The 18,647-nt window shown below is 71.9% G+C and carries 17 protein-coding genes; 7 read left to right on the forward strand and 10 right to left on the reverse strand.

The genetic code is table 11. The features are described 5' to 3' along the window. Positions 1–112: 112 nt before the first annotated feature. From ACGFRB_RS16920 to ACGFRB_RS16930, 3 genes are read right to left on the reverse strand one after another with little or no spacing between them, the layout of a single operon-like run. The gene (locus tag ACGFRB_RS16920) at positions 113–1,117 is read right to left on the reverse strand and encodes an ABC transporter substrate-binding protein (protein WP_393243743.1); all 1,005 of its coding nucleotides are present in this window, start codon (positions 1,115–1,117) and stop codon (positions 113–115) included. After that, positions 1,110–1,964 (reverse strand): ABC transporter permease, encoded by an 855-nt coding sequence (locus ACGFRB_RS16925; RefSeq protein ID WP_393243745.1) that lies wholly within the window; start codon positions 1,962–1,964, stop codon positions 1,110–1,112. Before ACGFRB_RS16925 ends, ACGFRB_RS16920 begins: the two co-directional genes overlap by 8 nt. A 1-nt stretch (position 1,965) precedes the next feature. Beyond that, positions 1,966–2,673, reverse strand: coding sequence for an ABC transporter permease (locus ACGFRB_RS16930; RefSeq protein ID WP_393243747.1), 708 nt, complete (start codon positions 2,671–2,673; stop codon positions 1,966–1,968). Positions 2,674–2,824: 151 nt separating this feature from the next. Between ACGFRB_RS16930 and ACGFRB_RS16935 the strand changes: the two genes are divergently transcribed. After that, the gene (locus ACGFRB_RS16935; protein ID WP_393243749.1) at positions 2,825–3,943 is read left to right on the forward strand and encodes an ABC transporter ATP-binding protein; all 1,119 of its coding nucleotides are present in this window, start codon (positions 2,825–2,827) and stop codon (positions 3,941–3,943) included. Positions 3,944–4,046: 103 nt separating this feature from the next. Here the strand turns inward: ACGFRB_RS16935 and ACGFRB_RS16940 are convergent, their stop codons facing one another. Continuing rightward, positions 4,047–5,159: an alpha/beta hydrolase-fold protein gene (locus tag ACGFRB_RS16940; protein WP_363010835.1), complete on the reverse strand. Its 1,113-nt coding sequence runs from the start codon at positions 5,157–5,159 to the stop codon at positions 4,047–4,049. Positions 5,160–5,336: 177 nt separating this feature from the next. Between ACGFRB_RS16940 and ACGFRB_RS16945 the strand changes: the two genes are divergently transcribed. The 6 genes from ACGFRB_RS16945 (at position 5,337) to ACGFRB_RS16970 (ending at position 10,507) form a co-directional block, all read left to right on the forward strand. Further along, the gene (locus ACGFRB_RS16945; RefSeq protein ID WP_393243751.1) at positions 5,337–7,238 is read left to right on the forward strand and encodes a phosphatidylglycerol lysyltransferase domain-containing protein; all 1,902 of its coding nucleotides are present in this window, start codon (positions 5,337–5,339) and stop codon (positions 7,236–7,238) included. 34 nt (positions 7,239–7,272) lie between these two features. Then, complete coding sequence (folP, locus tag ACGFRB_RS16950; protein WP_363010831.1) at positions 7,273–8,136, forward strand: dihydropteroate synthase; 864 nt, start codon at positions 7,273–7,275, stop codon at positions 8,134–8,136. Next, the gene (locus ACGFRB_RS16955) at positions 8,133–8,720 is read left to right on the forward strand and encodes a nuclear transport factor 2 family protein (protein ID WP_393243753.1); all 588 of its coding nucleotides are present in this window, start codon (positions 8,133–8,135) and stop codon (positions 8,718–8,720) included. Before folP ends, ACGFRB_RS16955 begins: the two co-directional genes overlap by 4 nt. A gap of 278 nt (positions 8,721–8,998) precedes the next feature. After that, positions 8,999–9,358, forward strand: coding sequence for a dihydroneopterin aldolase (gene folB, locus ACGFRB_RS16960; RefSeq protein WP_363010827.1), 360 nt, complete (start codon positions 8,999–9,001; stop codon positions 9,356–9,358). Continuing rightward, positions 9,355–9,954, forward strand: coding sequence for a 2-amino-4-hydroxy-6-hydroxymethyldihydropteridine diphosphokinase (gene folK / locus ACGFRB_RS16965; protein ID WP_363010825.1), 600 nt, complete (start codon positions 9,355–9,357; stop codon positions 9,952–9,954). The genes folB and folK overlap by 4 nt, the downstream gene beginning before the upstream one ends. Positions 9,955–10,006: 52 nt before the next feature. Continuing rightward, a complete protein-coding gene (locus ACGFRB_RS16970) occupies positions 10,007–10,507 on the forward strand; it encodes a DUF3180 domain-containing protein (RefSeq protein WP_393243756.1) in 501 nt (166 codons plus the stop codon). 115 nt (positions 10,508–10,622) lie between these two features. Here ACGFRB_RS16970 and folE read toward each other — a convergent pair whose 3' ends face one another. The 6 genes from folE to dacB form a co-directional block, all read right to left on the reverse strand. Then, complete coding sequence (gene folE, locus ACGFRB_RS16975) at positions 10,623–11,228, reverse strand: GTP cyclohydrolase I FolE (protein ID WP_363010821.1); 606 nt, start codon at positions 11,226–11,228, stop codon at positions 10,623–10,625. Between the two features lie 131 nt (positions 11,229–11,359). Beyond that, positions 11,360–13,381 (reverse strand): ATP-dependent zinc metalloprotease FtsH, encoded by a 2,022-nt coding sequence (ftsH, locus tag ACGFRB_RS16980; RefSeq protein WP_363010819.1) that lies wholly within the window; start codon positions 13,379–13,381, stop codon positions 11,360–11,362. Between the two features lie 201 nt (positions 13,382–13,582). After that, a complete protein-coding gene (gene hpt / locus ACGFRB_RS16985) occupies positions 13,583–14,122 on the reverse strand; it encodes a hypoxanthine phosphoribosyltransferase (RefSeq protein ID WP_361233823.1) in 540 nt (179 codons plus the stop codon). A gap of 50 nt (positions 14,123–14,172) precedes the next feature. Next, complete coding sequence (gene tilS / locus ACGFRB_RS16990; RefSeq protein ID WP_393243759.1) at positions 14,173–15,246, reverse strand: tRNA lysidine(34) synthetase TilS; 1,074 nt, start codon at positions 15,244–15,246, stop codon at positions 14,173–14,175. A gap of 306 nt (positions 15,247–15,552) precedes the next feature. Then, entirely contained in the window at positions 15,553–16,704 is a 1,152-nt protein-coding gene (locus ACGFRB_RS16995; RefSeq protein WP_393243761.1) for a zinc-dependent metalloprotease, read from the reverse strand. A gap of 323 nt (positions 16,705–17,027) precedes the next feature. Then, positions 17,028–18,584, reverse strand: coding sequence for a D-alanyl-D-alanine carboxypeptidase/D-alanyl-D-alanine-endopeptidase (gene dacB / locus ACGFRB_RS17000; RefSeq protein WP_393243763.1), 1,557 nt, complete (start codon positions 18,582–18,584; stop codon positions 17,028–17,030). Positions 18,585–18,647 lie beyond the last annotated feature (63 nt).

An 18,647-nucleotide genomic window follows, 5' to 3' on the forward strand; every position in this document is an offset into this window, starting at 1 on the left:
GTAGGCGGCGTATGGGGGACGACCCCGGCAAACTCTTGGCGCGTTCTCGCCGTGGCGGGTCCGGCCCATCCTCATTCCCGGACCGGACCTGCCGATTCCCCCTGTCCTGCGGCTACTTCTTGAGCAGCCCCTTCGTCTCCAGATAGGCCTTGGCGACGTCCGCGGGCTTCGCCCGCTCGGCGTCCACCTTGCGGTTGAGTTCGGCGAGATCCGCCGTTGTCAGGGCGGCGCTGACCTTGTCGAGGGCGGCGGCTATCCCCGGTGTGCCGGCGTCCTTGGCGTGGACGACGGGCACGACGTTGTCCGCGTTCTGGAGCTTCTTGTCGTCCTTGAGGAAGACCAGTCCGAAGGATTCGACGGTGGCGTCGGTGGTCGTGGTCAGAACCAGCTGGTCCACGCCGTCCTTGACGGCCTGTTTGGCCTGCGGGGTGCCGACTCCCTTGGGATCGACGCCGGTCACGTCGATGCCGTAGGTCTTCTTCAGACCGGGCACGCAGAAGGGCCGGACCGCGCATTCGTCACCGGCAGCGAGCTTCACCTTCAGCCCCGACCTGCCGAGATCGGAAAGTGTCTCCAGCTTGTGTTCGCGGGCGAATTCCGCGCTCACGGCGAAGGCGTTCTGGTCGACGGCCTCGCCGACCGCGAGCACCTTCAGTCCGCGGGGTTCGGCGAGCTTCTTCAGCGCCTCGGTGGTGGCGACCGGGTCGCCGGAGGCGACGGGCTTCTCCTCGGGCGCCTTCGGCCCGTTCGTCTTCGCGTTGAGGAATTCCGCGAGCGTCGCGGCATATTCCGGCACGATGTCGATCTCGCCCTTCTCCAGGGACGGTTCGTACAGTTCGCGATTGCGCACCGTGGTGATGCTCGTGCCGTATCCGGCGGCGCGCAGTGACTGCGCGTACAGCTCGGCGATCACCTTCGACTCGGTGAAGGAGGCCGCGCCGATGACAAGCGTGCCCTTGGCGCCGCCTCCCTTGCCGCCCGTGCCGCCGTCCCCGGACCCGCCGTTCTTCGACTTCTCCAGGCTGTCGCCGCCGCACGCGGCCAGCGAGAGCGTCAGTGCCGCCACGCCCAGTGCCGCGCCCACGATGCGCGAGGTCCTGCCCACCAGATCACCCATTCCCGTTGTCCTTCTTGCGAACGTCCGTGTCCCGGACAGCGGTCCGCCGCCCCGCGGTCCGCTGTCCTGCGGTCCGCTGTCCTGCGGTCCGCCGCCCCTCGGTCCCGTCCGGGCCCTGCGCACCCGCCCCGCTTCCCCTCCCGCTCACGCCCCGGGCCCCGGCACCCGCCCCGCTTACGGGCCGGCCGCCGAGCGCCCGCCCGCCGAGCCGGTCGGCGGCCACCAGCACCCCCTCGACCAGCAGCGCGAGCGCGGCCACCAGGACGGCTCCGGCGACGACCTGCGCGGTGTCGTACCTGCTGAACCCGGCCGTGATGATCCGGCCGAGGCCGCCGAGGCCGACCATCGCCGCGAGGGTCGCGGTGGCCACCACCTGGACCGCAGCCGAGCGCAGACCGGTCATCAGCATCGGACGCGCGAGGGGCAGTTCCACCGCGCGGAAGAGCTGCCCGCCGGACATGCCCATGCCCCGGGCGGCCTCGACGACCGCGCGGTCCACCTCCCGTACGCCCACGTACGCGTGGGTGAGCAGCGGGGGTATCGCGAACAGGACGAGCGCGACGATCGTCGGCAGATAGCCGGTGTTGCGCAGGGGCGAGACCATGAACAGGGCGAGGACCGCGAAGACGGGGACGGCGCGCCCGGCGTTGGAGATGTTGACGGCGAGGGCGCCGCCCCGGCCGAGGTGGCCGAGCCACAGGCCCAGCGGAAGAGCGACGGCCGAGGCGAGGAGCAGCGCGGCGCCGCTCACGTACAGATGCTCGGCGAGCCGGTGGCCGATCCCCTCCTCGCCGGTCCAGTGCGCTCCGGTGGCCAGCCAGGTCCACGCGTCCGTGAGTACGCCCATGTCAGCCGCCCTCCCCGGGCCTGACCCGGCCGCCGCCGCCCGCCCGCTGCCGGGTCCAGGGGGTGAGCAGCCGCTGGAGACCGAGCAGCAGCAGATCGGCGGCGATCGCGAGGAGGACGCACGCGGCGGCGGCGGTGAGCACCTGGGCCTTGAAGAAGGTGGGCATCGCGTCCTCGATCAGATTGCCGAGCCCGCCTCGGCCGACGAGGGAGCCGACCGTGGTGAGCGCGATCGTGGAGACCGTGGCCATCCGGATTCCGGCCATCAGGGCGGGCAGCGCGAGCGGCAGTTCGACCTCCCACAGCAGTCGGCCGGGCCCGTATCCCATGCCGCGCGCCGCCTCTCGGGTCTCGGCGGGCACGGCGTCGAGACCGGCCAGGATGCCGCGGACCAGGATCGTCAGCGCGTACAGCGACAGGCCGGTGACGACCAGCGCCGACGACAGTCCGAACAGCGGAAGGAGCAGCGAGAACATCGCGAGCGACGGGATCGTGTAGAGGAGGGTGGTGAGGGCGAGGACCGGGCCGGCGAAGCGCGGCCGGGCCCGCACGAGCAGGGCGAGGGGGAACGCGACGACGATCCCGAGCAGCACGGACACGACCGTGATGCCGATGTGTTGAAGAGTGGCGTCGGTCAACTCCTGGGCGCGGGTGCGCAGATACTCCCCGCAGATCCAGTCGTTCGTCACCAGGCAGTTCGCCTCGGTCATGCGCCGCTTCACCCCCGTTCACGCGCGCTCGCGGACAACCGTCGCACCGATCGCCGCTTCTGGCGACCCTATTCCTCACCACTGACAAGGCCCCTACACCCTGGAAATACTTTCTTCACACTGCGAGGAGCCGCGACCAGAATGGGGACCCATGATCCGGTTCGAGCATGTGACCAAGCGATACGCAGACCGCGCGGGCGGCGGCACGGGCGGCGCGGACGGCCCCCCGGCCGTCGACGACCTCACCTTCGACGTCGCCGAGGGAGAACTGGTCACCCTGGTCGGCCCGTCCGGCTGCGGCAAGACGACCACGATGAAGATGGTCAACCGGCTGGTCGAGCCCACTTCCGGCCGGATCCTGCTCGGCGGCGAGGACGTCGCCGCCGTCGACCCGGTCCGGCTGCGCCGCACCATCGGCTACGTCATCCAGCAGGTCGGCCTCTTCCCGCACCGCACCGTCCTCGACAACACCGCCACCGTGCCCGCCCTGCTCGGCTGGAAGAAGGCGCGAGCCCGCGAGCGCGCCGCCGAACTCCTCGACCTGGTCGGTCTCGACCCCGGGCGTTACGGCCGCCGCTACCCCGAGCAGCTCTCCGGCGGCCAGCGGCAACGGGTCGGCGTGGCCCGCGCCCTCGCCGCCGACCCGCCCGTCCTCCTCATGGACGAGCCGTTCGGCGCCGTCGACCCGGTGGTGCGCGAGCGCCTCCAGACCGAGTTCCTGAACCTCCAGGCCACCGTCCGCAAGACGGTCCTGCTCGTCACCCACGATCTGGCGGAGGCGGTACGGCTCGGCGACCGGATCGCCGTCTACGGGCAGGGCCGCATCGAACAGTTCGACACGCCGGCCACGGTGCTCGCGGCGCCCGCGAACCCGTACGTCGCCGACTTCGTCGGCGCGGACCGCGCGCTGCGGCGGCTCGCCGTCACCCCGCTGACCGAGGCCGATCTCGACCCGGTGGCCGGACCGGCACCCGTAGGGGACCCGGCTCCGGCCCCCGGGCCCGTACCCGCACCCGTACTTCTCCCCCCGCGGAAGGGCTCCGGTCCCCTACGGGAGAACCCCGCCCCCGGCGCCCCGCGCCTCCCGCTCGGGGTCTCCCTCAAGGACGCCCTCGCCGCCCTCCTCCAGGACGACGCCGGACTGATCGCCGTCCACGCGCCGGGCGACCCCGCCCGGATCCTCGGCACCCTCACCACCGCGGGCGTCCACCGGGCCCTGCGCCGGCGGACGGCCGGGGAGAGCGGCACCGGACCCGTCGGCCCACGCTGAGCCGAACGGGTCCGGGGCCGGTCCGAACGGGTCCGGGGCCGGTCCGAACGTGTCCGCTCCGAGCCCGCGCCACCACCCGGTCCACCCGATCCACCCGGTCCACTCAGTCCGCGCTGAGCTGCCGGCTCATCCACACCAGACCCGGCGGGATCTCCCGGTTCCAGGTGTTGAAGTTGTGGCCGCCGCTGGGCAGCACGATCGAGGCGACCCGGGCCGGCGGCTTCACCTTCCGGATGAAGGCCATCGTGGGCTTGAGGTTGTCCTCCCCGTGCCGCGAGGTCGTGACCAGGAACGACACCTTCCGCCGCGGCTCGTGGTCCAGGCTCCACAGCAGGTCCGCCCGCTTGCGCGCGGCTTCGTCGCCGTGGAACAGATCACCGGTCGTCACATCGTCCGCCGCCTTGTAGTACGCGGAGAAACCGGCCGCGGCCGAGAACCGGTCCGGGTGGTGCAGCGCGATCTTCAGCGCGCAGTAGCCACCGGTCGAGTTCCCCATGAAGCCCCAGTTCCGCGCCTGCGTCCCGACCCGGTACGCCGCCGAGACCGCCGCCGGCAGATCCTCGGCGAAGAAGGTCTCGGTCCGCGGGCCGCCCGGCACGTCCACGCACTCGGTGTCCCTGGGCGGAGCCACCGTCGGACGCAGCATCACCAGCACCATCGGCCGCATCCGGCCGCCCTTGACCTGCTCGTACGCCGTCTTCGGATAGCGCAGCCCCTTGATCAGGTTCTCCGCCGTGCCCGGATAACCGGTCAGCACCACGGCCGCGGGGAACGTCGTCCTCGCGTAGCGCGGCTGGAAGTACTCGGGCGGCAGATACACGTACGCCGGAGAGGTGATCCCCGACTCCCGACCCGTCATCACCACCTTCTGTATCTGCCCGCCGATCGCCGGGCTCCCGGCCCCCGGCACGTCCAGCGGCTGCCGGCCGACGACCTTCACCTCCCTGGTGCCGTCCGCGTGGGTGACGACCTCCCCCATGCCCTGCTCCTGGCCGAACAGGTCCGCCCAGGAGCCGTAGAAGAGAAAGGAGTTGTTGGCCGCGAAACCCAGCGAGGCGAAGAGAGCCAGCTGGGTGGCGAGCAGCAGCCCGACCCGGCCCAGGACCGTGCGCCAGCCGCCGCGCGCGAGGCGCGGCCACAGCCACACGGTGACAACGAACAGCGCGATCGCCGCGGTGACCGCCAGCGCGAGAACGTATTTGCTGGTGAGACCCATGTGTCGCCCGAGCTTTCTACCCTGATCTTCCCCGGAAATTTCCCTGACGGCGGAGTGAACCCGCCCCACCGCTGGACCGTCCTAGAAGGCGCAAACCTCCGGTACGGCCCGAAAGCCACCACACGGCCTCCGGAGGATCAACGATCACTCGCGGATCCACGGGAAGCACGGGAAGCGATGTCTGTCACGGTAGATGGGGACAATTCAGGATCGGTTCCGGAACGGGGGCGCACACGCTGGATTCCCCGGGGGCCACAGCCCGAAAAGGTACCCGCACTCGTCGGAACGGCCTGCACCCTGATCGGTCTCATCGACATCGTCGCGGGGGTCTTCCCCCGCTTCCGGGCCAGCCGGATGCACGCTGTCGCCGAGGTCCTCCCCGGCACCCTCGGACCGCTCTCCGCGGCCCTCTCCCTCAGTGCCGGAGTCCTGCTCCTCCTCCTCGCCCACGGCCTCAAGCGCAACAAACGCCGCGCCTGGCGCGCCGCCGTGGTCCTGCTGCCGCTCGGCGCCGCCGCCCAGTTCGCCTGGCGCCACTCCGTCACCGGCGTCGTCCTGTCGCTCGCGCTCCTGGCCCTGCTGGTACGCCACCGCGACCAGTTCGCCGCCCTGCCCGACCCCCGCAGCCGCTGGCGCGCACTCGCCAACTTCGTCCTCATGGGCGCCGGCTCCCTCGTCCTCGGGCTCGTCATCGTCAGCGCCCACCCGCGCCGGGTCGTCGGCAGCCCCAGCCTCACCGACCGCCTCGAACACGTCCTCTACGGCCTGTTCGGCTTCGAAGGCCCGGTCTCCTACACCGGCAACACCGACTGGACCGTCGGCTACTCGCTGGGCGCCCTCGGCATGCTGACCGCCCTCACCACCGCCTACCTCGCCTTCCGCCCCGAGCACCCCGCCGCCCGGCTCACCGAGGACGACGAGGCCCGGCTGCGCGCCCTCCTCGAACGGCACGGCGCCCGCGACTCCCTCGGCCACTTCGCGCTCCGCCGCGACAAGGGCGTCGTCTTCTCCCCCAGCGGCAAGGCCGCCGTCTGCTACCGCGTCGTCTCCGGCGTCATGCTCGCCAGCGGCGACCCCATCGGCGACGTCGAGGCCTGGCCCGGCGCCATCGAACGCTTCATGGACGAGGCCAAGGCCCACTCCTGGACCCCCGCCGTCATGGGCTGCTCCGAGACCGGCGGCCAGGTCTGGACCCGCGAGACCGGACTCGACGCCCTCGAACTCGGCGACGAGGCCATCGTCGACGTCGCCGACTTCTCCCTCTCCGGCCGCGCGATGCGCAACGTACGGCAGATGGTCAAGCGCATCGAACGGGGCGGCTACACCACCAAGGTCCGCCGCGTCCGCGACCTCAGCGACGGCGAACTCGCCCGGATCCGGCGCGCCGCCGAGGACTGGCGCGGCACCGACACCGAGCGCGGCTTCTCCATGGCACTCGGCCGCATCGGCGGCCCCGGCGACGGCGACGCGGTGATAGCGACCGCCCACAAGGCCGACTCCCCCGGCGACCCCGACCGGCCCGGCGGCCCGGACGGCACCGGCACCGGCACCGGCACCGACTCCCCGTACGGCGACCTGAAGGCGATCATCCACTTCGTCCCGTGGGGCTCCGACGGCATGTCCCTCGAACTCATGCGCCGCGACCGGTCCGCCGACCCCGGCATGAACGAGCTCCTGATCGTCGCCGCCCTCCAGCAGGCCCCCCGGCTCGGCATCACCCGGATCTCCCTCAACTTCGCCATGTTCCGCGCCGCCCTCGCCCGCGGCGAGAAGATCGGCGCCGGACCCGTCCTGCGCATGTGGCGCGGACTGCTCGTCTTCCTCTCCCGCTGGTTCCAGATCGAGTCCCTGTACAAGTTCAACGCCAAGTTCCAGCCACGCTGGGAGCCCCGCTTCGTCGTCTACCGCAAGAGCAGCGATCTGCCCCGCATCGGCTTCGCCGCCATGCAGGCCGAAGGCTTCGTGAACCTCTCCCTGCCCATCCCCCGGTTCCTCGCCCGCCGCTTCCGCCGCGACGACTCCGGGCCCCGCGCCCACCGCGCCCCGGGCCCCGCCGAGCAGGAGATCCGCGCGGCCTGAAACGCGGCCGGAAACCACCCCCTACGCTGGAAGCATGAGTACGAAGATCGACCGGGGCACGGTGCCCGGCCTGCCGGAGTGGGACCGCTGCGCGGTCATGGGCGTCGTCAACGTGACCCCCGATTCCTTCTCCGACGGCGGACGCTGGTTCGACACCACCGCAGCCGTCAAGCACGGCCTCGACCTCGTCGCCCAGGGCGCCGACCTCGTCGACGTGGGCGGCGAGTCCACCCGTCCCGGCGCGCCCCGCGTCGACGAGGACGAGGAACTGCGCCGCGTCCTGCCCGTCGTCCGCGGCCTCGCCGCCGAGGGCGTCACCGTCTCCGTCGACACCATGCGCGCCACCGTCGCCGCCCAGGCCGTGGCCGCGGGCGCCGCCCTCGTCAACGACGTCAGCGGCGGCCTCGCGGACCCCGGCATGGTGCCCGCCGTCGCCGCCGCCGAGGTCCCCTTCGTCGTCATGCACTGGCGCGGCTTCAGCGACACCATGAACAGCCGGGCCGTGTACGAGGACGTCGTCGGCGAGGTCGTCGCCGAGATCCGCACCCGCATGGAGGCCGTCGTCGACGGCGGCATCGCCCCCGAGCGGCTCATCGTCGACCCCGGGCTCGGCTTCGCCAAGCTCGCCCCGCACGACCTCGCGCTCGTCGCGCACCTCCCCGAGCTGCGCGCCCTCGGCCGGCCCCTGCTCGTCGCCGCCTCGCGCAAGCGGTTCCTCGGCCATGTCCTCACCGCCCACGAGGGCGCCGCCCCGCCGCCCGCGCGCGAGCGCGACGCCGCGACCGCCGCGGTCTCCGCCCTGGCCGCCCACGAGGGCGCCTGGGCCGTCCGGGTCCACGAGGTACGGGCCACCGCCGACGCCGTACGGGTCGCCAGAGCCGTCGAAGGAGCCCGGTGACCGGCGGTCGCGACGAGGAACGGGACGGCGCCCGGGGCGACGGCCGGGCCACCGGCCGAGCCGCGAGCCGCGCCGCGGACCGGGCCGCCGTCGAGGCCGCCAACACCGCCTTCTACGAGGCCGTCGAACGCGGCGACTTCGACACCCTCAGCGACCTCTGGCTCGACGACGGCGCCACCCCCGTCTCCTGCGTCCACCCCGGCTGGCCCGTCCTCAGCGGCCGCGGCGAGGTGCTCCGCTCGTACGCCCTGATCATGGCGAACACGGACTACATCCAGTTCTTCCTCACCGACGTCGAGATCTCCCTCACCGCCGACATCGCCCTGGTCACCTGCACCGAGAACATCCTCAGCGGCGGCCCCGCCGAGGACGGCGCCACACTCGGCCCGCTCGTCGGACAGCTCGTGGTCGCCACCAACGTCTTCCGCCGGACGCCCGACGGGTGGAAGGTGTGGTCCCACCACGGTTCACCGGTCATGCCGGAGGCCGAACCCGGTGAAACCGGCGAACACAGAGAACACAGAGAACACAGAGAAAACGGTGAATCCGGCGACGGCCGGGGCCACGGCGGCACCCCCGCCTGAGGCCTCCACCCCGTCCACCGGCCCGGCCGAAACTCCCGACAAGCCGTCCCCACGCCCTCGCCCCGCCCCCGACAAGCCCCCACCCCTTCGCAAAAGCGCAGGTCAGAGCCGACGAGCCCGCCCCGGGGGCAGCCAGGACGAGAGCCCCCGGACCGGCCGTCCGACCCCGCGGGTAGATTCGACCGAGGACACCGGCCGTCCGGACAGGCCACGTGACCACCGCGAAACCAGACACATACGACAGGTACGACAAGGTACGACAGGCAGGAGTGATTCGCGTGGATCGTGTCGCGCTGCGCGGCCTCAAGGCCCGAGGCCATCACGGCGTCTTCCCCAAGGAGCGCGAGGAGGGCCAGACCTTCATCGTCGATGTCACCCTCTGCCTCGACACGCGCCCTGCGGCCGCCGACGACGACCTGACGAAGACCGTCCACTACGGCATCGTCGCCGAGGAAGTCGTGGACATCGTCCAGGGCGACCCCGTCGACCTCGTCGAGACCCTCGCCGAGCGCATCGCCGAGCAGTGCCTCAAGCACGCCGTGGTCCAGGAGGTCGAGGTCGTGGTCCACAAGCCGGACGCGCCGATCACCGTCCCCTTCGACGACGTGACCGTCACCATCACCCGGAGTCGCGCATGAAGAATCCGCAGAGCGATCCCACCGTGCAGCCCGTCCCGGCCGCCGTCACCGCGGCCGTCGACGCCGCCGACGTCACCCTCTCCAACCCCAAGTGGGCCGTCCTCGCCCTCGGCTCCAACCTCGGCAACCGCCTGGAGACCCTCCAGGGCGCCGTGGACGCGCTGGAGGACACCCCCGGCCTCAGGGTCAAGGCCGTCTCCCCCGTCTACGAGACCGAGCCCTGGGGCGTCGAGCCCGGCACCCAGCCCTCGTACCTCAACGCCGTCGTCCTCGTGAAGACCACCCTGCCCCCGTCCTCCCTGCTGGAGCGGGCCCAGGCCGTCGAAGAGGCCTTCGACCGGGTCCGCGACGAGCGCTGGGGCGCGCGCACCATCGACGTCGACATCATCGCGTACGCCGACGTCGTCTCCGACGACCCCGCGCTCACCCTCCCGCACCCGCGGGCCCACCAGCGCGCCTTCGTCCTCGCGCCCTGGCACGACGTCGACCCCGAGGCCCAGGTGCCCGGTCACGGCGCCGTCGCCGACCTGCTCGCCGCCGTCGGCCGCGACGGAGTCGTGGCGCGCGGCGACCTGGAACTGCGGCTGCCCGAGTAGTCGTTAGTCTCGTCGAAGACCCCCGTCCACCCGCCCCGACGAAGGACCCCCGGTGAAACAACTGCGGCTCAAGGTGCTCGCCGGACTGTTCGTCGCCGCCGGCGTCCTGTCCTGGGGCGCCACCCGCCTCTGGGACGCGCTCGGCACACTCCCCAGCGTGCCGCTCGCCGCGCCCATCGTGCTCGCGGTCATCGCCGTCGTCCTCACCGCCACGGCCCTCTCGCTGCGCACCCGCCTCAAGGCCCAGCGCGAGCGCCGTCCCGGTGCCAAGGGCGTCGAGCCCCTGATGGCCGCCCGCGCGCTCGTCTTCGGCCAGGCGAGCGCGCTGGTCGCCGCCCTCGTCGCCGGCCTCTACGGCGGCGTCGGCGTCTTCCTGCTCGGCTCCCTGGACATCCCCGCCCGCCGCGACCAGGCCCTCTACGCGGGCCTCTCCGTCGTCGCGGGCATCGGCGTCATCGCCGCCGCCCTGTTCCTGGAGCGTGTCTGCAAGCTCCCGGAGGACGACGGAAACGACAGCGCCCACGACACACCGGGCCGCGCCCCGGCCTCCTGACCGGCCGGGCCGCGCGCTCACGACGAAGCCCCTGGGGGCGACCCGGTCGGGTCGGCCCCAGGGGCTTCGGTACGCGTACGGCTCGGCCCGCTTGGTGAGCGAGGCCCTCGGCCGCCTAGCGCGCGAGTATCAGCGACATGGCCTCGGCGCGCGTGGTCGCGTCGCGGAGCTGCCCGCGCACGGCCGAGGTGGTCGTCTTCGCGCCGGGCTTGCGGACCCCGCGCAGGGTCATGCACATGTGCTCGGCCTCGATGACGACGATCACGCCCCGGGCCTCCAGGATCTCCATGAGCGAGTCGGCGACCTGGGTGGTCAGCCGCTCCTGCACCTGGGGGCGGCGCGCGAACACGTCCACCAGCCTGGCCAGCTTCGACAGCCCGGTGATCTTGCCCGACTCCGCCGGAACGTAACCGATGTGCGCCACGCCGTGGAAGGGGAGCAGATGGTGCTCGCACTGCGACATCAGCTCGATGTCCTTCACGAGGACCATCTCGTCGTGTCCGAGGTCGAAGGTCGTCGTGAGCACCTCCTCCGGCTTCTGCCAGAGGCCCGCGAACAGCTCCTTGTACGCCCGTGCCACGCGCGCCGGCGTCTCGCGCAGGCCCTCGCGGTCCGGGTCCTCGCCGACCGCGATGAGAAGCTCCCGTACGGCGTTCTCGGCGCGCTTCTCGTCGTACTCGCCGATCGTGCCTTCGCCGGTCGGCGTCACCGGGTCGGTCATGTGTGCCTCGTTCCGTCTGTCTACTGACATGGCGCGAAATAGGCCGCGCCCCCACAGGCTAAAACCTGCGGGGGCGCGGCTTCCATTCCGGGGCCTGGCCGCCGGTCTCCCGGCGGCCGGTTCCGGTCCGGTCAGGCGTCGGGAGTGTCCTCCGGCGACACCTCGATCGTCTTGGTGGTGTCCACCGGCGGCGTCGTGGAGGAGCCGTTGGCGCTGTTGGTCAGGGCCAGCTCCTTCGGCGAGAGCACCGGCGGGCGGGTGGAGGGGGTACGGCGGGCCGAGCCGGTCCACGCCGGGCGAGCCGGGCGCTTGATGATCGACTGGAAGATCTCGGCGATCTCCTCCTTGCCCAGGGTCTCCTTCTCCAGGAGGGCCAGGACCAGGTTGTCGAGAACGTCGCGGTTCTCGACCAGGATCTCCCACGCCTCGTTGTGCGCGGTCTCGATGAGCTTCTTGACCTCTTCGTCGACCAGCGCGGCGACCTCTTCCGAGTAGTCGCGCTGGTGCGCCATCTCGCGGCCGAGGAAGGGCTCGGTGTTGTCGCCGCCGAACTTGATGGCGCCGAGCCGCTCGGTCATGCCGTACTGGGTGACCATCGCGCGGGCCGTGGCGGTGGCCTTCTCGATGTCGTTGGCGGCGCCGGTGGTCGGGTCGTGGAAGACAAGTTCCTCGGCGGCGCGCCCGCCCAGCATGTAGGCGAGCTGGTCGAGCATCTCGTTGCGCGTGGTCGAGTACTTGTCCTCGTCGGGCAGGACCATGGTGTAACCCAGGGCCCGGCCGCGGGACAGAATGGTGATCTTGTGGACCGGGTCGGAGTTCGGGGAGGCCGCCGCGACCAGGGCGTGTCCGCCCTCGTGGTACGCGGTGATCTTCTTTTCCTTGTCCGACATGATCCGCGTCCGCTTCTGCGGACCGGCGACCACGCGGTCGATGGCCTCGTCGAGCGACGCGTTGTCGATCAGCTTCTTGTCCGAGCGGGCGGTGAGCAGCGCCGCCTCGTTGAGGACGTTGGACAGATCGGCACCGGTGAAGCCGGGGGTGCGACGGGCGACGGCGCCGAGGTCGACGTCCGGGGCGACCGGCTTGCCCTTCTGGTGGACCTTGAGGATCTCCAGACGGCCCTGCATGTCCGGGCGGTCGACGGCGATCTGGCGGTCGAAGCGGCCGGGGCGCAGGAGGGCGGGGTCGAGGATGTCGGGCCGGTTGGTGGCCGCGATGAGGATGACGCCGCCCTTGACGTCGAAACCGTCCATCTCGACGAGGAGCTGGTTCAGGGTCTGCTCGCGCTCGTCGTGTCCACCGCCGAGGCCGGCGCCGCGGTGGCGGCCGACCGCGTCGATCTCGTCGACGAAGACGATGGCCGGGGCGTTGGCCTTGGCCTGCTCGAAGAGGTCGCGGACGCGGGAGGCGCCGACACCGACGAACATCTCGACGAAGTCGGAACCGGAGATCGAGTAGAACGGCACTCCGGCCTCGCCGGCGACGGCGCGGGCCAGGAGGGTCTTGCCGGTTCCGGGCGGGCCGTAGAGCAGCACACCCTTGGGGATCTTGGCGCCGACGGCCTGGAACTTGGCCGGCTCCTGGAGGAATTCCTTGATCTCGTGGAGTTCCTCGACCGCCTCATCGGAACCCGCGACGTCCGCGAAGGTCGTCTTGGGGGTGTCCTTGGTGATGAGCTTGGCCTTGGACTTCCCGAAGTTCATGACGCGGGAGCCGCCGCCCTGCATCTGGTTCATCAGGAAGAGGAAGACGACCACGATGAGGACGAAGGGCAGCAGGGAGAGCAGCACGGAGACGAAGGGGGACTGCTTCGTCGGAGAGATGGTGTATCCCTCCTTGAGCTGCCCTGCCTCGAACTTCTCCTGGAGCTTGTCGGCCAGGGTGACACCCTGCGTGCCGATGTAGTTGGCCTGGACCTTGCTGCTCTTGTTGATCTGGACACCGTCGACGAGGTCGATCTTGACGACCTGTTCGTCACCGGTGGTGATCTTTGCGGTTTTGACCTGGTTCTTGTCGATCGCCTGGACGACCTTGCCGGTGTCCACCGTCTTGTAGCCCTCGGACGAGCCGACGACCTGCATCAGCACGACCACGGCGAGGACGGCCAGCACGATCCACATGACCGGCCCACGGAAGTATCGCTTCACGTCCATCCATACGGGGCGTAAGCGGCGCCCCGTCCCTCCTGCCCGTAGGTGAATGCTGTTAGGGAAATGCTGCTGAGAAGAGCTGCGGTGTGAAAAAGCTGTTCTTCGGACGGTACCCCAGCATTGTCACCCGCGACCGCCTTCCGATGCTTCAACGGAGGGAAGGCGGTGCGGGTTCCCCGGGGGTCCGGGGGAGTTACGGGGGACTCAGCCGCCGTAGACGTGCGGGGCGAGCGTGCCGACGAACGGGAGATTCCGGTACTTCTCGGCGTAGTCCAGGCCGTATCCCACGACGAATTCGTTGGGGATGTCGAAGCCGATCCACTTCACGTCGATGTCGACCTTCGCGGCCTCCGGCTTGCGCAGGAGGGTGCAGACCTCGAGGGAGGCCGGCTCGCGCGAGCCGAGGTTGGACAGGAGCCACGACAGGGTCAGACCCGAGTCGATGATGTCCTCGACGATCAGGACGTGCCGGCCCTTGATGTCGGTGTCGAGGTCCTTGAGGATCCGGACGACACCGGAGGACTGGGTGCCGGCTCCGTAGGAGGAGACGGCCATCCAGTCCATGGTGACGGGGGAGGACAGCGTGCGCGCCAGGTCCGCCATCACCATCACGGCGCCCTTGAGGACGCCGACGATGAGCAGGTCCTTGCCCGCGTACTCCGCATCGATCTCCGCGGCCAGCTCGGCCAGCTTCGCGTCGATCTCTTCCTTGGTGATGAGGACCGACTGGAGGTCGGTACCCATGTCCTTCTCGTTCACCCGGGTCACTTTCGTTGCAGCTTGCGACTTTGCTGTCAGCCTTGCCGAATGACCAGTCTGCCACCCTGGCGCAGTGCCTCGACGCGGCCGGGCAGATTGATGGCCCCCTGACCCCGCCATCCGGTGATCAGCCGGTCGACTTCCTCGATGTGCCGGGCGAAGAGGGAACCGGCGGGGGCGCCCTCGGCGATCACGGCGCGGCGCAGGACGCGGCGGCGTACGGCGGGGGGCAGTCCGGAGAGTTTGGCGCATTCGAGACGGCCCGCTTCGTCGCGTACGTCCGCTTCGGCGTGGGCGGCCCAGGAATCGAGGGCGTCGGCGTCGTCGCGGGAGAGCTGGGCGGTACGGGCGAGCGCTTCGACGACGCCTTTCCCGAGCGCCTTCTCCAGGGCGGGCAGGCCCTCGTGGCGGAGCCGGGAGCGGGTGTAGGCGGGGTCGGTGTTGTGGGGGTCGTCCCAGATGGCGAGTTCCTGGGCGATGCAGGCCTTGCGGACGGTCTGGCGATCGAGTTCCAGGAACGGGCGGCGGTAGCGGCCGGCGACGCCGGAGACGGCGGCCATGCCGGACAGGGAGCGGATCCCGGAGCCGCGGGCGAGGCCGAGGAGGACGGTCTCCGCCTGGTCGTCACGGGTGTGGCCGAGCAGGATGCCGGCGGCACCGTGGCGTTCGGCGGCGGCGTCGAGAGCGGCGTAACGGGCGTCGCGGGCGGCGGCCTCGGGGCCGACCCGGCGGGCGGCGCCACCGGTGTAGGCGGCTCCGTGGGCGGCGGCGGTGGATGCGGGGCCGACGTTGACGGCGATGGCCAGGGCCGGGTCGAGGCCGAGTGCGGTCATCCGGTCGGCGACTTCGCGGGCGCGCTGGGCGGAGCCGGGCTGGAGGCCGTGGTCGACGGTGATGCCGCCGGCGCGGACGTCGAGTTTGCGGGCCTCGAAGGCGAGCGCGGAGGCGAGTGCCATGGAGTCGGCGCCGCCGGAGCAGGCGACGAGCACGAGCGGGTGCTCGCCGGGGGGTGCGCCGGGGGGAGGGGTGGTCTGGTGCTCGGTGAGAACGTCGTGGAGTACGCGGCGGACCGCCAGGCGTATCGCCGCGACCGCAGGATGGGGACCCATGTCCGGTGCCCTTCGTGATGAGTGTGGGGTGCCTCGGTCGGAGTCTTAACGGCCGGAGGTGGGGGTTCGGTCACTCGCTTCGGTCACTCAGAGTGCGTCGATGGTGACAGAATCCGGTCGTTGCCCGAGCATTGCACGCCTCACCCGCCGTCTACGGTCCCTCGGATGGGTGATTGGCGGGGTGTGCGGGATACCCCGGTGGTCCAGAGGGCCGTGGGGCGGGTCCCTTCCGCGCGTCCGTCGTCCGCCGCGCGGGTGCCGCACGTCGGCCTCCGTGCTCCGTACTCCGTGGCTCCGTACTCCGGTCTACGAGTCTGCCTTACGGTGCACGCGCGTCACCCAGTCGGCGGGCCGGGCGATCTCGGACTTGGTGGGGAGGGTGTTGGGAGAGGTCCAGACGCGGTTGAAGCCGTCCATGCCGACCTGGTCGACGACGGCGCGGACGAAGCGCTCGCCGTCGCGGTACTGGCGGAGTTTGGCGTCGAGGCCGAGGAGCTTGCGCAGGGCGAGGTCGAGGCGGGAGGCGCCGCGGGCGCGGCGCTGCTGGAACTTCTCGCGGATCTCGGCGACGGAGGGCACCACGTCGGGGCCGACGCCGTCCATGACGAAGTCGGCGTGGCCCTCGAGGAGGGACATGACGGCGGTGAGACGGCCGAGGATCTCGCGCTGTTCGGGGGTCTGGACGAGTTCGACGAGGGTGGGGCCGGGTTCGCCCTGTTCGCCCTCGGGGCGGTTGCCGCCGGCGAGGACCTGGGCGGCCTCGCGGAGACGTTCGACGACGGTGGCGGGGTCGACGTCGGTGGCGGCGAGGAATGCCTGGATCTCGCCCTGGAGGTGGTCGCGCAGCCAGGGGACGGCGGTGAACTGGGTGCGGTGGGTCTCCTCGTGGAGGCAGACCCAGAGGCGGAAGTCGCGGGGGTCGACCTCCAGCTCGCGTTCGACGTGGACGATGTTGGGCGCGACGAGCAGCAGCCGGCCGCCGCCGCCCGCGGCGGCGGGCAGGTCGCGGGTGGCGGGGGCGAAGGTCTCGTACTGGCCGAGGATGCGGGAGGCCAGGAAGGACAGCAGCATGCCGAGTTCGACACCGGTCACCTTGCCGCCGACGGCGCTGAGGACGGCGCCGCCGGGGGTGGTGGAGCGCCGTTCGCGCATCTTGTCGAGGAGCGGGGTGAGCAGTTCGCGGAAACCGGCGACGTTGGCCTTGACCCAGCTGGCCCGGTCGACGACGAGGACGGGGGTGTCGGCGTAGTCGCCCGGGTCCCGGCCCTCGGGGAACATCCGGGTGTAGGCGCGGACGTGTTCCTCGGCGGCCTTCGCGTGCTCGCGGAGCTCGGCGACGACACGGCGGGCCTCGTCACGGCCGACTTCCGGGCCGGGCCGGACCAGGCGGGTCGCCGTCGCGACGGCGAGGTTCCAGTCGACCATCCCCGATGTGCCTGCGTCACCGATGCTCGTCATGCGTCAACGGTACGTTCTCGGCGCGTATTCGGTGAGGGTTCGGGCGCTGGTTCGGGGAGGGTTCCGGGACGGGCGGGCCACGGGCTCGGGGATGTCCCGGGGTGGGGATCAGGGTTCGTTCGGGGGTGGGTCGGGGGTCACCGGGCGCCGGAGCAAAAAAGGGTCCTTCCGGGTGCCCCGGGGACCCCGGGCAACCGGCCCGCAGCCGGCCGGGCGGGGCCGGTTCGGGTTCGGCGCGGGGCCGGGTCAGTGCCGGTGCGGGGTCGGTACGGGGCCGGGTCAGGGTCGGTACGGGGCCGGGTCAGGGTCGGTACGGGGCCGGGTCAGTGCCGCTTCTTGGCGGGCCCCGCGGCGGCTCCGACGGGCCGGGTCAGGACGGCGGCGAGCCGGTCGAGGGCGGACTGGGCGGCGTCGGGCGCGCTGGTCCGGCCGGTGAGGAAGGCGAAGGCGAGGAGGCGGCCGTCGGCGGTGACGACGGTGCCGGCGAGGGTGTTCACGCCGGTGAGGGTGCCGGTCTTGGCGCGGACGAGGCCCGCGCCCTCGGCGGCGGAGCCGACGGTGGTGCCGAAACGTCCGGCGAGGGTGCCGCTGAAGCCGCCGACGGGCAGTCCGGTGAGGACGGTCCGCAGAGTGGGGCGGGCCGGGTCGGCCGCCCGGGTGAGGACGCCGGTGAGCAGGGCGCCGGTGACGCGGTCGGCGCGGTCGAGTCCGCTGCCGTCCGCGAAGCGGGTGCCGGCCAGCGGGAGGCCGAGGCGGCCGAGTTCGTCGTGGACGGCCCGCTCCGCTCCGGCGAAGCTCGCGGGCCGGTGGTGGGCGAGGGCGGTCTGCCGGGCCAGGGCTTCGGCAAGGTCGTTGTCGCTGTGGGTGAGGGTGCGTTCGACGAGGTCGTCGAGGCTCGCGGAGTCGGTACGGGCGAGCGGGCGGGCGCCCTTGGGGGCCTTCGCGGGCCGGGGGTCGCCCTGGACGGTGAGGCCGGCTTCCTCCAGCAGGCCGGCGAAGGCGGTGGCGGTGTCGCCCGCCGGGTCGGCGCTGCGCGGCGCGGGGCCGTGGTGGCTGTGGTCGAGCCGGCCCTCGTCGGTCATGAGGGCCGTGACCGGGGAGATGTTCTCGTTCGGCCCGATGGGGTGCAGAACGGGGCCCTGGTAGAGGCTGGTGTCGTAGGCGAGGCGTACGGACTCGGGGGCCTCGGCACCCGCTGTACCGGAGGCCGCCGTTCCGCTACCCGCGGCGCCGGGGGCCCGGGCGCCGGGTGCCTTCACGGCGCGGGCCGTGGCCTTGGCGAGGGCCTTGAGACGGGCGCGGTCGAGCGTGGGGTCGCCGCCGCCGACGAGGGTGACGGTGCGTCCGTCGGGGCCGGCGACCGTGGTGGTGGCGATGCGGTGCCGGGGGCCGAGGGCGGACAGCGCGGCGGCCGTGGTGGCGATCTTGATGGTGGACGCGGGCGTCATGGGAGTGCTCGCGCCCTCGCCGTACAGCCGTTTGCCGGTGGTGGCGTCGACGACGGTCGCGGTGCGCAGCGGGCCGAGGCCGGGATCGGCGAGCAGAGGGGTGAGCGCGGCGGCGAGGGCGGCGGGGTCGTCGCCCGGCCGGGTGATCGTCGAGGAGGGGGCGTTGCCGTGGCTGCCGGGCCCGCCGGCGGCGGTGAGAGCGCCGAGCACGGCGGGTGCGCTGGGAGCGGGCGCGGGCCGGTGCGGGTCGGCGGCGACCCGGTCGCCGGAGTGATGTGCGCCACCTCGGACACCGCCGGTGACCGCGCGGTCCCGCTCGGCCTTACGCTGACCGGAGTCCCACGGGCCGGAAGCGGTGACGGCGCCCACCGCCAAGGCCAGGCCGAGTGCGGCGGAACCCGCCACGACCTGCCAGGTTCTCGAATCCGGCATGTGGCGACCAGCCCCTTTCGCGATCAGGTGCGTGTGTGAGAGACACTTAATCACCGCGCGTCG

Source organism: Streptomyces sp. NPDC048718, assembly GCF_043198875.1.
GTDB lineage: Bacteria > Actinomycetota > Actinomycetes > Streptomycetales > Streptomycetaceae > Streptomyces.